We start from the raw sequence: 13148 nt of genomic DNA, 5'->3' as shown, positions 1-13148 counted from the left end.
GAGATAATAGATTAAAAAATAAGTCGCATTGAAGTGAAAAAAGCGGAATTTATTCCGCTAAATAAAAAAACGCTGAAAGCGACAAAATAAATCCCTAGCGGCAGACTTCAGTCTGCTGAACGCGATAATAGATTAAAAATTAAGTCGCATTGAAGTGAAAAAAGCGGAATTTATTCCGCTACATAAAAAAACGCTGAAAGCGACAAAAAAGATTCCCAGCGGCAGACTTCAGTCTGCCCGTGTTGAGATATAAATTAAAACATATTATGAAAAAGTTATTTATAATTATTACCGCAATTTTAATCAGCAGTTGTGGAGAAAAAAAAGCGGAAACTCCAGAGAAAAAACCATTAATAAAATTTGCTGAGACTGATATCTCTAGCAATGACATGGTTCATTTAACTGATTTTGACGATAATTATTACAACATCGATCAAATCCTAGCTGATCATAAAGGGAAAATTGTTTACCTAGATATCTGGGCGAGCTGGTGCGGCCCCTGTAAAGCCATGATGCCTTATTCTGAAAAGTTACAAGAAAAATACAAGGATAAAGATGTGGTTTTCTTATTTGTTTCTATAGATCAAGATCCGGGAAAGTGGGAGCGCTCTGCTCGAAATTTTAATCTCTTAGAGAATAGTTTTTTAGCCCGTAATTATCCTAAAGCAAAATTGTTTCAAGACAACAATGTGAGCTCCATTCCTAGGTACATGTTATTTGATAAAAATGGCCGTCTGATAGATGATAACGCCAGAAGACCAAGTGACAAAGATCTGGAAACCACTATTGATGGGTTTCTGGCTATTTAGGTTATCGCATTGGTGTAATGAAAGCCTGTTTTTTCTAAAAATAAGCTTTCAGCTGCACGCTACCGTTATGCACGGTTCTTGCTGTTTCACTGCCTCTACCACTGTAACTTAGATTCAAGTCAAGGAACTTTGTTATGTTTTTTTGAAATAATAAATTCCATGTAAAATTAGTGCCCGGCTGCAAGCCTTCCAGCATTTGAAAGCCCACTGGGGAAAAAGCTTGTCCCTCAAAATCATTTTTTACATATTTAATCTCCCCATTAACGGCAAAGTTTTGTGCTTTATTAAATGCCCATCCCAGACCTATATTTTGCTGACCCAACGTAGCCGTATCATTGATCTGATTATCTTTGCTTTGGTATTGATAAAACACTTCTAGCCTATTGCTATTATCAAATAAATAAGACAACTGTGGCTTGAACAACAGATCGTTGATCTCGTAATTTCTATTCGCAAAATTTTCACTACTACTCGCGTTAATTCCTGATTGTGCATTTATGGTTACCAACCACGTGTCTTCGATCTTATGTAAAAATCGAAATTGATGACTTTCTATCTCATTGGATATACTCCCTATGCTTTGTAAGTTCTCATTTGCAGTACTTAAATAGGTGTAATTAGTAGTAAAATACTGCTTGCCTCTGTTAAAGAAGAGACTGTTTCTAAAGCTAAGGTTCAATCCCAGTTGATTGTCGCTGCTTTGAAATGGATTCAAGTCAAAATTTTCTCCTTCTCTAGCGACCATGCGGTCAATGAGGTAACTGGTCTGATTATAAAATCTAGACAGCACTTTTTTATACCCCTTTTCATCAGTCCAAGAAATCGGGTTGAGGGTCAAGGTTTGAGAAAATTTATTTTGATGCGTGGGTAAGAAAACCTGATTGGGCAACAAGACTCTCACAAAGCTGCCCTGGTCTTGAAATTGAGCTACTTCAAATTCATTGAGGTCCTGAATGCCATCGTCATTATAATCGATCCATGTAAAAGTTCCTTGTCCAGGATTTACAGCTACATAAGTAAAATCTTGTCTTGGGATACGAGCGCTATTGGTCTCATAAGTAGTATTCCACAATATTTTACCGTCATAAATCTTACGTTTATACTGTAGTCTAGAATTAAAAGAAACCTCATCTGAAAATCCCTCTTGAGCACTTTTTAATTTTCTATAGTTAGCATAAATACGCAAACTACTCACCTTATTTTTAATAGGTTGAGATTTGATGTAATAATTATTAGAACTATTTACCCTAGAAAGGATGCCATCTCTCAAACTGTCATTGGTTCTATTTCTATAGCCTATCTCCACAAAGGTCGTTGTGGTATCACCTCGTCCTGCATAAATTTCATATCCAGTGAATTTTTGAGATAGACCAGTAAGCTCATCTGTAGCAGTAAGTCGTTGCTGATTATTTTCACTTTCTAATCGCGTCCCTACATAGTAGTTGTTGATTTTTCTTAATACGTCAGCATTTACTCTATTAAATTCAGACTCTTGTTCTGTAGATTTTGTGCTTAGTACGCTTCCGCGAAAGCGAGCCTGCCATAAACTGTCTTGATAAGTAGCAGCAATTTCATGACGATTTCCATTATAAAAATTATCAAATTCTAAATGCTCCAATCGGTACGAAGCCGTTATGGTAGAATCTAATTGATAATTAAGTCCCAACGTGGTGAACAACTGGCTTCCTTGCGTTGTTTCTATATTCCAGTCTCGATTAAATTCAATATTATAAACACGTTCTACATTTCTAAAATTCTCTTGAATGTAATCGGTATTAAGCGTCACATTTAAAGACTGTAAACTGTCTTTTTTGAGTAGTTGTTGAATTAGAGCGAGTTTTGCTGCTACACCTTTATTGTCATCATCATCAATAGAAGAAAATTTATTTAAATCCTTATTACTGGCTGCCAGCTCTGTAAATAATTTAGTGCCTGTAGCAGCCTCATAACTAGCTTTAATTCCAGCAATAGTTAAAATTTCTGGAGTAAATAACTGGATGATTGGATCGTAACTTCCCTGAGACACCCCATTTATAGGGGCGATATACTCATAAATATTTGCAATAGCCTGATCATTAATGAGTCGGTAATCCCCTTGATTTTCACCTAAAAAGCTGAATCTCACATTAAAAAGTTGCTGCGTTCTATCTTGAGAAAAAACAAACCGCTCTTCACCGTTCAGTACCTCTCTACGATAAAGAATTTGATTTTCAGAAAACTCATCTGGTATGGCACTGGGCGCAATGGCTAGATCTCGGTCATCTCCAGCAGTTGCTAAAATAGCTACTTGATCTTCACTTAGGTTTTGTTGTAATGGCTGGTTTTTTGCATCGGTTTCTGTGTAGACATAAGAATCTATTTGAAATTTATCAGACTTAAAGCCACCTGTCCCATATCCTATAAATCTGGTAAAATTACGCTCGCTGTATTGGTATTCTATAGAAATACGCATTTCACTAGTAATAGGGAATGTAGGAGTAAAACGCACTTCCCCGGCATTGTAATCGATCACGTAATCTTGATTTTCTCCTCTTTTTAAAGGAACACCATTTACAAAAACACGTTCACTACCAGAAACTACTAGAATAAACAACTCTTCGTTTTGGCCGGTGAGCTTATACGGACCTTGATTCCCTTCCTGACCAGTGAATCGGCTGATGTTAAAAGTCCCTCTAACTAAAGCTCCTGAAGCTCCTGCATAACCAGAAGAGTCGTCTCCATTAAATCGCACCTGTCCCGAAATTCCCTGAACGCGTTTGGAAAAATTATTGAATTGGTAATTCTCTTGTATCAAGTCTACGTCTCCTGCCCTGATATTCCAGTCTTCACTGTACAGTTCTATAAATATTTGGTCAAATTCATCCAGTCGTTGAGAGTATCCATTTTGGGTTTGCGGTACGTTTGCATCTTGAATGGAAGCTCTCAGTGATACTTTATCGCTTAGCTTTCCTGTGATTCTTAAATCCAGTTCAGAATCTACTACACTGTTTTGGTTATTTCCCACCCGCACGCCTCTGGTAATACTTCCAGAAGTTTGCAAACCATCAAAAGGAATAAAGGTGTTTACTGCTGTAGGTTGCTGTAAAGCTACTAATTGTTCTTGCCTACTGTCATTATCTAAAATAATACTTGGGTCGTAGAATTGATAGGTCTTGGTAAGAAAATCAGGCAGTGGCAAATAGGTGACATCTATAGAATCGGCACTTATTTCAGTTTTATTTTTAAAGGTTAAAATGGAGCTGGAAAAGTTAATATTGTACCTAGAACTATCGATAGTCTTACCTGTTTTATCCACTACTTTAAAATAGGCTGGACTGATACTTATAGAATCTAGGGAGATCGAATCCCTAACTGCAAGACGTTTTTTTTTCAAGTTGCTGTATTCTTGTGCACCACCTATTGAGCAGCAAAACACCAGAATAAAAAACAACTTCAACTTCATATTTATACCATTTAAATATACTGGTATTACTTAAAACAGAACATCTTCAAAAATATTTCAAATAGCCAGTACAGAAACATAAAATGACAATTAATTGCATAAAAAAACCTATCTGAGGTTGACAGATAGGTTTTTATATAAGTAAAAATCCTTTTATTCAGATAAAGGCTTCATTTTAAAGGTATCCATAAATGCAGTGGTATAATTCCCAGCTACATAATCTGGCTCATCCATAAGCTGTCTGTGAAAAGGAATCGTAGTTTTAATTCCCTCTATGACAAACTCATCTAGTGCGCGTTTCATCTTATCAATCGCCTCTTGACGTGTTCTTGCAGTCGTAATCAACTTTGCAATCATCGAGTCATAATTAGGCGGGATGGAATATCCAGCGTATACATGAGTGTCTAATCGAACACCGTGACCACCAGGTGCGTGTAATGTAGTAATCTTCCCTGGAGAAGGACGGAAATCGTGATAAGGATCTTCTGCATTTATTCTGCACTCAATAGAGTGTAATGAAGGTTCATAGTTCTTCCCTGAAATTTTCACTCCCGCAGCAACTAAAATTTGCTCTCTAATAAGATCAAAGTCAATGACCTGCTCTGTAATAGGGTGCTCTACTTGTATACGAGTGTTCATTTCCATAAAGTAGAAATTACGGTGCTTATCTACAAGAAATTCTACTGTCCCAGCTCCTTCATAAGCAATGTATTCTGCTGCTTTTACCGCAGCTTCACCCATTTCCTTACGTAATTTTTTGGTCATAAATGGAGAAGGCACTTCTTCCGTAAGCTTTTGGTGACGTCTTTGTACAGAACAATCACGCTCACTTAAATGGCATGCTGTTCCATAGCTATCGCCTACGATCTGGATTTCTATATGGCGTGGCTCTTCAATGAGTTTCTCCATATACATATCATCATTACCGAAGGCTGCTTTAGACTCATAACGGGCGCTATCCCATGCGTCCTGAAGATTTTCTTCTTTCCACACAGCACGCATTCCTTTACCACCACCACCAGCAGTAGCTTTAAGCATTACCGGATAACCGGTTTCTTTTGCAGTTTTAATACATTCCTCAAAATCTGCAATAATTCCTTCAGATCCTGGAACGCAAGGTACACCTGCTTCTTTCATAGTTTTCTTTGCTGTAGCTTTATCTCCCATTTTGGAGATCATCTCAGCACTAGCGCCTATAAACTTGATTTGGTGTTCTTCACAAATACGAGAAAAATCTGCGTTTTCAGAAAGAAATCCATATCCAGGGTGAATGGCGTCTGCATTTGTAATCTCTGCTGCACTAATAATGTTAGACATTTTTAAGTACGATAGATTACTAGGTGGTGGACCTATACAAACTGCTTCATCAGCAAATTTTACGTGAAGGCTTTCGGCATCAGCAGTAGAGTATACCGCTACTGTTTTAATTCCCATTTCCTTGCAAGTTCGTATAACCCTAAGGGCTATCTCACCACGATTTGCTATTAATATTTTTTTAAACATCATGTTTCTTTTTAGATAAGGGCTGGTTAGCTCACTTTCGCACTGAATTAAATTCAGCACCAACTTCTTTTTTTGTTTCACTTTCGCGAAAGCGGTAAGAAAGTAGCGGCAAAACCAACACTAAGACATAAAAAATTCTTCTCCTATTAAGAAGGATCTACTAAAAATAATGGCTGATCAAATTCTACCGGAGAAGAATCATCAATAAGCACTTTTACAATAGTACCCGAAACTTCACTTTCAATCTCGTTGAAAAGTTTCATCGCCTCGATAATACATAAGGTATCACCTTCTTTAATACTATCTCCTACCTCGACAAAAGAAGGCTTATCTGGAGAAGATTTCCTGTAAAAGGTTCCAATTATAGGAGACTTTACAGTAACGTATTTATCAATACTTTCTGCTGCCGGAGCTGCTGTCGCTGCTGGAGTCTCACTAGCAACTGGCGCATGAGCTGCTTGTTGAACTGGAGCCATTTGCATAGGAGGTGCCTGGGATACGTAAGTAACATCTGCATCACTTCCTGTTCTGATGGTGATTTTTATATCATCCATTTCTAATTTTACCTCACTTGCTCCAGATTTAGCAACAAATTTGATTAGGTTCTGTATTTCTTTAATGTCCATAAATAGTGTGGTTATTAAGTTTAACTATCGTAAGCCCAAGTTAATAAAATAGACCCCCAAGTAAAACCACCACCAAAGGCGGCAAATACTAAGCGATCTCCCTTTTTTAACTGAGTCTCGTACTCTTTTAATAATAGTGGCAAAGTGGCACTGGTGGTATTTCCATATTTATGAATATTCATCATCACCTTCTCTGCTGAAAGATTTATTCTTCTTGCAGTTGCATCTATGATGCGTTTGTTTGCTTGATGCGGCACCAGCCAGTTAATGTCTTCATTGGTAAGATTGTTGCGCTCCACGATTTCCTCTGAAACGTCGGCCATTTTTGACACTGCATATTTAAAAACGTTTTTCCCATCCTGAAAAACGTAATGTTGTTTCTTATCTACCGTTTCATGAGAGGCTGGCAACAAAGATCCTCCAGCATCTATTTTGAGAAAATTACGTCCTATGGCATCACTGCGCAGGACTTCATCCTCAAATCCATAAGGTTCTAAATTAGGTTCAAAAAGAACTGCGCCACCGGCATCTCCAAAAATGATACAAGTCTCGCGGTCTTCGTAATTTATAATGGAGGACATTTTATCTGCCCCAATCAGCAATACTTTTTTATAACGACCAGATTCTATGTAACTGCTAGCGGTACTCATACCGTATAGAAAGCCTGAGCATGCTGCCATTAAATCATAAGAGAATGCATTTACAGCACCTATTTCTGATGCAACAAAAGCTGCTGTAGAAGCGACTGGCATGTCTGGTGTTACCGTTGCCACGAGAACTAAATCTATAGTAGAGACATCTAGATTTGCGCTCTTAATAAGGTCTTGTGCTGCTTGAATAGCGAGATAAGATGTTCCTTTATCCTTATCCTTAAGGATACGGCGTTCTTTAATTCCGGTACGAGAAGTGATCCATTCGTCGTTGGTGTCGACCATGGTTTCTAAAATGGCATTTGTAAGTCTATACTCTGGAGCATAGGCACCTACTGCCGTTATCGCCGCTTTAATATTACTCATACTGGGGATTCTAATGATTTAATTAGCGCGTGGAAAGCTAATAAAAAAGCTCTAGAAACCAGAAAAAATGACACATTTTTAATAAAAACGTGTCATTTTTTTTGATTTCATATAGAAAGCAATTGTTTTCTACGAAATAATTAATTGTGAATTAAGCCTCCGCTACTTCAGTTTTGTCTATAACTACATTACCTCTGTAATACAGTTTTCCTTCATGCCAGTGCGCTCTGTGATAAAGGTGAGCTTCACCAGTTGTTGAATCTGTAGCAATTTGTGGAACTGTAGCTTTGTAGTGAGTTCTTCTTTTGTCTCTTCTCGTTTTCGAGATTTTTCTCTTAGGATGCGCCATGGCTATAAATTATTATCCGTTTTTAATTTCTTTAATGCGTCCCATCTGGGATCTATATCGTTACTGTTACTTTTTTCTTCTGGCATTGAAACTCTTAATTCCTCCAATTTATCTAAAACGTCTGAATCTAAAGAACCGTCTTCAACACCTGGATGAACTCTTTTTTGAGGTATGGAAAGCACTAGCATTTCATACACATACTGAGCGATATTGAATTCATAGTCTCCATGTGAAAGGATCAATAAATCTTCATTATCGTCATTAAAAATATCTCCAAATTTGATGACCAAATCCATAGAAGCATCTATGTCTAGATCAAATGGCTCATTAGTAACATCACAATTTAAATTAACTGACCCAGTAGCTTTTAAAAAAAGATCCATAATGGTATTTCTTTTATCCAGCTCTGCATCAATTACTAGTGATGAACTATTAAACTCTTCAAATCCAAAATTTTCAAAAAACGTGTTATCGACCTCGTACTTAAACTGGTGCTTCCCTTGCTTTAATCCGGCAAAGGATAAAATAAAAGCCTTGAGTTCCATAATACTACTCTTTCAAAGAGCGGGCAAAGATAATAAAAGTTATTAAAAACCTAGTGTTAATATCACCTTCGTTTGCGAGAAAGTTTTTTCAACGGGTTTTCATTCAAGATATCATACTCTTTACGCTTTAAATATATCACGATTGCTGCATCAATTGCAGCGACAAATGATTCTGGATTTGCAGTTCCCTTTCCAGCGATATCAAAGCCTGTCCCATGATCAGGACTGGTTCTTACATGACTAAGTCCCGCTGTATAATTAACCCCATGACCGAAGGCTATGGTTTTAAACGGGATCAATCCTTGATCGTGATAACTTGCTAAAACAGCATCAAATTCTTTGTATTTTTTATTTCCGAAGAAGGAATCTGCTGCATAGGGGCCAAAAATAATATTCCCGTCTTCTCGTAATTGCTCTAAAGCAGGAATAAGTGTATCCTGATCTTCTGTTCCTATAACACCATTATCTCCTACGTGAGGATTAATTCCTAAAACAGCTATTCTAGGCTTACTAATTCCAAAATCCTTTTTTAGAGACTCTTTAATCGTTCCTATCTTGGTCTTAATTAATTTTTCATTAATAGTGGAAGGGACATCTTTTACAGGTACATGATCTGTAAGCAAACCTACTCGCAATTCATCAGAAACCATAAACATTAAGCTTTCTCCTTCCAATTCTTGATTTAAATAATCGGTATGGCCTGGAAATGTGAAGTCTTCTGAGTGAATTGATTCTTTATTGATAGGCGCCGTAACTAATACGTCTATTTTATTCTCTTTAAGAGCAGCAGTGGCAGCTTCTAAACTTCTTATAGCTAGCTTTCCTGCTTCTGTACTCACCTCTCCCCATTGTACTGTAAATGGCTCCTTTATTAATCGCAATACATTAAACTTCCCTGGAACTACCTCGTCTAATGAGGTAATACCGTGTATTTTAGTTTTCAAATCAAATGTTTTTGCATAGAAGGAGAGTAGTTTTGTACTTGCAAAAACTACTGGAGTATACATTTCTAACATTCTAGGATCCTCAAATGCCTTTAGTATTATCTCTCCACCTACTCCATTAGGATCCCCTATCGTAATACCTACTTTGATATTCTCTTCCTTATTCATGTAATGCGCTATTTATGCCTTATTTTTGAAAGTATAAAAGTAAAGTTTTTTAGCCAGTTATGTTTACAGGAATCATTGAGAGTGCCGCAAAAGTTGTCCAGCTTAAAAAAGAGGGCACTAATTTACATCTGAGTTTGCTTTGTGACTTAACTTCAGAATTAAAAATTGATCAGAGCGTTGCTCATAATGGGGTCTGTCTTACCGTTGTTTCCATTGATGGAAATCAATATACGGTAACAGCGATTGAGGAAACTTTAAATAAAACTAATATAAGCGATCTACAAGAAGGTGATATAGTAAACATAGAGCGCGCTATGAAAATGAATGCCCGATTAGACGGACACATTGTTCAAGGACACGTAGATCAAACGGCTACCTGCACAGAAGTGATCAATAAGGACGGTTCCTGGGTGTTTAGTTTTGAATACGATTCAAAGTTAAACAACGTAACCATTGAGAAGGGAAGCATTTGTATTAATGGAGTAAGCCTTACTGTAGTCGGTTCAAAACTCGATTCCTTTTCTGTTGCTATCATTCCATACACCTATGAGCACACAGGGTTCAAAACCTTATCAAAAGGCGATCAAGTGAATCTAGAATTTGACGTAATAGGAAAGTATGTAAAAAGACTAATGAGTCTTTAAACTGTTTTCTTTAATCTAGGTACTGTTACATAAAAGATCATAAGAATAGCTATGATCAATAATATCCAAACATTAGTATCTAAAGGCACTACATCTCCAGGCGGAGTAGGACCCATTTTTCCAGTTGCATTAGGAGTCGGTGGAACCCGCTGCAGCAACATCAAGCAAAAAAAGTTAAAATTTGTTAAAATCATGTTCATCATTATGCAGTTGCGAAAGTAGAAATTAAAAAGAACTCCGGCAAAAAAGATATGTCATCTATTCATTTTATTATTATTTACTGTATTTCGTCGATGTTTTTAATTTATTAAAGGGTAATTAAAATCGACGAATAGAATTAAGTGAACCTTTATCACTAAACACAGCCTGCTCAAACATACAGAAACTGATACGTCCTGCTGTATTAAACGTAAAAACATCAGTTTTAGTTTTTCTTTAAAAAAAAAGACCTCTTTAATCAAAATATAGCGGTCTGTTTTAAAATTAAAACAGACCGCTATATCCTACTTTCAAAGATTCTGATATACTATATTCTAGAAGCGATAATTAATGCATTATAAAGATTGACCATCTTACCAGAAACTGTTGTTTCACCAAATGCTTTGGTATCTTCTGCATCACCACCTAAGACTACTCTAGCACTAGTTGTTAAGCCACTGTCCATAATTACATGCTTTACTTGTGAAGCAGTAAGTTTGGGATATTGAGATCTAATAACTGCAGCTACCCCTGCTACAGCCGGAGAAGCCATAGAAGTACCACCTGCATTGCGGTATTCATTATTAGGAGCTGTGGAATAAATAGCTACTCCAGGAGCAAATACATCCACACTACTTTTACCGTAATTAGAAAAATTTGCAACTAAACCAGAGCCATATTCAAAATTCAATGCTCCAACGGTTAAAAAATTGTCAGAAATCTCTGCACCAGCAAGAACTTGATCTTGTGGATATACTTGAGTAAAATCTGTGTCAATTCCTTCATTACCAGCTGCATTTACAAAAAGTACATCTTTAGATTCGGCATATTTGATAGCCTCCCAAACCCATTGTGCATTTGTAGAGTGGTATTTTCCAAAACTTCCGTTAATTACTTTTGCTCCATTATCTGCAGCATAACGTATGGCTTTAGCGATATCTTTGTCGTATTCATCTGCTTGAGAAACAGCTCTTAATACCATGATTTCTACATGATTTGCAACACCATTCACCCCTAGGCCGTTATCCCGCTCTGCAGCGATAATTCCTGCCACGTGTGTCCCGTGAAACGCATCTGCCTTTTCTGGATCTGGACCAGAATATTCATTATTCCCGTATACTGGGGTATCCCATACATAAGGATCATCATTGAGGAGGTCTTTACGGTAGTTGGTCTTTAACTTATCCCCATTAAGAAGAGCTGTAAGCCCATCCACTTCACCTTGTAATAAGTCTTTTAAGTTTTTAAAATTCTCGTATTGAGGAAAAACTCTTTGTGCAATTCCTTTAGCTTGCACTAGCTCTTCATCCTCTCCAGTTTCAACTGCATTTACATCTTCTAAGGTATACTCATTTTTCCCAGTAGCTGCTTCTAGTTTAGAGTCAAACCCTTCTACCGCTGCAATTTGCTGCTCATAGAATGCTTTCTCTTGTTGAGCCGCTTCTACCTTAGCATCGTATTCTTTTTGAGCTTTGGCAACGATGTCTGCAGGCAGCATAGCTTTATCTCTTACGATACGCTCGTATTCCAAGTTTTCATCAACGATATCTCCTAGAAAGTTCCATCCGTGAACATCATCGATATAACCATTGTTATCGTCATCCTTCCCGTTATTAGGGATTTCATCCGTATTGGTCCAGATCACTCCATCCAGATCTTCGTGCTCTATATCAATACCAGAGTCAATTACGGCTACCACGACGGTTTTACCTTTTTTACCATTGAGCAGTTCTGTGTAAGCTTTATTGATACTCATTCCAGGAATGGTATCTGTTACAAGATCATAGTCTTTCCAGTTTCTTGCCTGCTCTTCAGTAAGTGCTTGCGTTTTTAATGGTGTGCTGTCTATATTTCCTATAGGCGGCGAGACTATTGCTCCACCACTACCACAGCTAGCTAATAAACCTGCTGCTGCAATGGTTAACAAAGTCGATTTAAAAATTGAATACTTCATTTGTTATTTATTATTAATTTAATTTTTAAAATAAGTCTTTAAAAGTAAAGGTTTGATCTAGTCTCACCCCTTTATCGGTGTGTTTTACCGTGATGATTTCGTTAAAAGGGTCATGCTCCAGTATCAGGTAATAACCTTTTGTTGCCGCCTCATTAAGAAATTTTTCTTTTTCTCCTAGTGTCAGTAAAGGTCTGGTATCGTAACCCATCACATAAGGTAATGGCAAGTGTCCTACTGTAGGCAGTAAATCTGCCATAAACACAAATGTCTTTTCTCCCATATGAATATGAGGAATCATCATTTTTTCTGTATGACCGTCTACAAATAGAATATCAAAGTCCATTTCGTTTTTTTTCTCATAAGTTCCTTTTTGAGAAATAAAGTTCAACTGTCCATTTTCTTCTATAGGCTTTATATTTTCTGTTAAAAAACTAGCCTTCTCCCTGTCGTTGGGCTCTGCGGCCCAGTTCCAGTGACTGGAGTTGGTGTGGCATATCGCTTTCGCGAAAGCGGGCTCTAAAAAATCTCCTGTACTACTTTTCTTAATCACGCCTCCACAATGATCAAAATGCAAGTGCGTCAAAAATACGTCTGTAATATCATTCCTGGAAAAACCCTTTTCCTTTAGTGAGCTGTCCAGATCAAATCTATGGTCCATATAATAGTAGCCAAAAAACTTCTCTGACTGCTTATTTCCCATGCCGGTGTCTATAAGTGTCAATCGGTCTCCATTCTCGATAAGAAGGCATCGTGCTGCCATATCAATCATGTTGTTTGCGTCTGCTGGATTTGTACGGGTCCATAAAGTTTTAGGCACTACGCCAAACATGGCACCGCCGTCCAACTTAAAATTACCGGATTCAATAGCGTGTATTTTCATAGGTCATGCAAAATACAAAATCAACTCTAATAAACGCAAAGGCATTAGAGATTAATACCTATTTAAATGA

At 37.3% G+C, this 13148-nt stretch carries 12 protein-coding genes; 2 read left to right on the top strand and 10 right to left on the bottom strand.

Translation table 11 applies throughout. The features are described 5' to 3' along the window. The first annotated feature begins 266 nt into the window (after positions 1-266). Positions 267-809, top strand: a complete 543-nt coding sequence (locus tag CW736_RS05155) for a TlpA family protein disulfide reductase (RefSeq protein WP_101012885.1) — start codon at positions 267-269, stop codon at positions 807-809. A gap of 34 nt (positions 810-843) precedes the next feature. Here CW736_RS05155 and CW736_RS05150 read toward each other — a convergent pair whose 3' ends face one another. The 7 genes from CW736_RS05150 to pdxA all read right to left on the bottom strand — a co-directional run bounded on the left by CW736_RS05150 (position 844) and on the right by pdxA (position 9402). Further along, positions 844-4251 carry a hypothetical protein gene (locus CW736_RS05150; RefSeq protein ID WP_198519347.1) on the bottom strand — a complete coding sequence of 1136 codons (3408 nt, stop codon included), beginning with the start codon at positions 4249-4251 and terminating at the stop codon, positions 844-846. 153 nt (positions 4252-4404) lie between these two features. After that, on the bottom strand, positions 4405-5754 hold the full coding sequence (accC, locus tag CW736_RS05145; RefSeq protein ID WP_101015036.1) for an acetyl-CoA carboxylase biotin carboxylase subunit: 1350 nt from the start codon (positions 5752-5754) through the stop codon (positions 4405-4407). Between the two features lie 146 nt (positions 5755-5900). Then, the gene (gene accB, locus CW736_RS05140; RefSeq protein WP_101012884.1) at positions 5901-6380 is read right to left on the bottom strand and encodes an acetyl-CoA carboxylase biotin carboxyl carrier protein; all 480 of its coding nucleotides are present in this window, start codon (positions 6378-6380) and stop codon (positions 5901-5903) included. Positions 6381-6400: 20 nt separating this feature from the next. After that, positions 6401-7396: a beta-ketoacyl-ACP synthase III gene (locus tag CW736_RS05135; RefSeq protein ID WP_101012883.1), complete on the bottom strand. Its 996-nt coding sequence runs from the start codon at positions 7394-7396 to the stop codon at positions 6401-6403. 151 nt (positions 7397-7547) lie between these two features. Next, on the bottom strand, positions 7548-7745 hold the full coding sequence (gene rpmF, locus CW736_RS05130; protein WP_101012882.1) for a 50S ribosomal protein L32: 198 nt from the start codon (positions 7743-7745) through the stop codon (positions 7548-7550). A 2-nt stretch (positions 7746-7747) separates the two neighbouring features. Then, positions 7748-8290: a YceD family protein gene (locus CW736_RS05125; protein WP_198519346.1), complete on the bottom strand. Its 543-nt coding sequence runs from the start codon at positions 8288-8290 to the stop codon at positions 7748-7750. A 62-nt stretch (positions 8291-8352) separates the two neighbouring features. Next, positions 8353-9402: a 4-hydroxythreonine-4-phosphate dehydrogenase PdxA gene (gene pdxA / locus CW736_RS05120; RefSeq protein WP_101012881.1), complete on the bottom strand. Its 1050-nt coding sequence runs from the start codon at positions 9400-9402 to the stop codon at positions 8353-8355. Positions 9403-9461: 59 nt separating this feature from the next. Between pdxA and CW736_RS05115 the strand changes: the two genes are divergently transcribed. After that, a complete protein-coding gene (locus tag CW736_RS05115) occupies positions 9462-10046 on the top strand; it encodes a riboflavin synthase (RefSeq protein ID WP_101012880.1) in 585 nt (194 codons plus the stop codon). On the opposite strand, the gene CW736_RS14030 is transcribed toward CW736_RS05115, so the two are convergent. The 3 genes from CW736_RS14030 to CW736_RS05105 all read right to left on the bottom strand — a co-directional run bounded on the left by CW736_RS14030 (position 10043) and on the right by CW736_RS05105 (position 13078). After that, on the bottom strand, positions 10043-10240 hold the full coding sequence (locus CW736_RS14030; RefSeq protein WP_157810885.1) for a hypothetical protein: 198 nt from the start codon (positions 10238-10240) through the stop codon (positions 10043-10045). The genes CW736_RS05115 and CW736_RS14030 overlap by 4 nt on opposite strands. A gap of 332 nt (positions 10241-10572) precedes the next feature. After that, positions 10573-12198: a S8 family peptidase gene (locus tag CW736_RS05110; RefSeq protein WP_198519345.1), complete on the bottom strand. Its 1626-nt coding sequence runs from the start codon at positions 12196-12198 to the stop codon at positions 10573-10575. A gap of 25 nt (positions 12199-12223) precedes the next feature. Then, positions 12224-13078, bottom strand: a complete 855-nt coding sequence (locus CW736_RS05105; RefSeq protein WP_101012879.1) for an MBL fold metallo-hydrolase — start codon at positions 13076-13078, stop codon at positions 12224-12226. Positions 13079-13148: the final 70 nt, after the last annotated feature.

It is taken from the genome of Nonlabens sp. MB-3u-79 (genome assembly GCF_002831625.1).
Classification (GTDB): domain Bacteria; phylum Bacteroidota; class Bacteroidia; order Flavobacteriales; family Flavobacteriaceae; genus Nonlabens.
The sequence above is the reverse complement of the archived record's forward strand: the minus strand, read 5'-3'. Positions and strand labels throughout refer to the sequence as shown.

What these genes read in the sequence shown, in the direction of transcription:
- CW736_RS05155 (WP_101012885.1), top strand. Translation starts at nt 267, where the DNA reads ATGAAAAAGTTATTTATAATTATTACCGCAATTTTAATCAGCAGTTGT.
- CW736_RS05150 (WP_198519347.1), bottom strand. Translation starts at nt 4,251, where the DNA reads ATGAAGTTGAAGTTGTTTTTTATTCTGGTGTTTTGCTGCTCAATAGGT.
- accC (WP_101015036.1), bottom strand. Translation starts at nt 5,754, where the DNA reads ATGTTTAAAAAAATATTAATAGCAAATCGTGGTGAGATAGCCCTTAGG.
- accB (WP_101012884.1), bottom strand. Translation starts at nt 6,380, where the DNA reads ATGGACATTAAAGAAATACAGAACCTAATCAAATTTGTTGCTAAATCT.
- CW736_RS05135 (WP_101012883.1), bottom strand. Translation starts at nt 7,396, where the DNA reads ATGAGTAATATTAAAGCGGCGATAACGGCAGTAGGTGCCTATGCTCCA.
- rpmF (WP_101012882.1), bottom strand. Translation starts at nt 7,745, where the DNA reads ATGGCGCATCCTAAGAGAAAAATCTCGAAAACGAGAAGAGACAAAAGA.
- CW736_RS05125 (WP_198519346.1), bottom strand. Translation starts at nt 8,290, where the DNA reads ATGGAACTCAAGGCTTTTATTTTATCCTTTGCCGGATTAAAGCAAGGG.
- pdxA (WP_101012881.1), bottom strand. Translation starts at nt 9,402, where the DNA reads ATGAATAAGGAAGAGAATATCAAAGTAGGTATTACGATAGGGGATCCT.
- CW736_RS05115 (WP_101012880.1), top strand. Translation starts at nt 9,462, where the DNA reads ATGTTTACAGGAATCATTGAGAGTGCCGCAAAAGTTGTCCAGCTTAAA.
- CW736_RS14030 (WP_157810885.1), bottom strand. Translation starts at nt 10,240, where the DNA reads ATGATTTTAACAAATTTTAACTTTTTTTGCTTGATGTTGCTGCAGCGG.
- CW736_RS05110 (WP_198519345.1), bottom strand. Translation starts at nt 12,198, where the DNA reads ATGAAGTATTCAATTTTTAAATCGACTTTGTTAACCATTGCAGCAGCA.
- CW736_RS05105 (WP_101012879.1), bottom strand. Translation starts at nt 13,078, where the DNA reads ATGAAAATACACGCTATTGAATCCGGTAATTTTAAGTTGGACGGCGGT.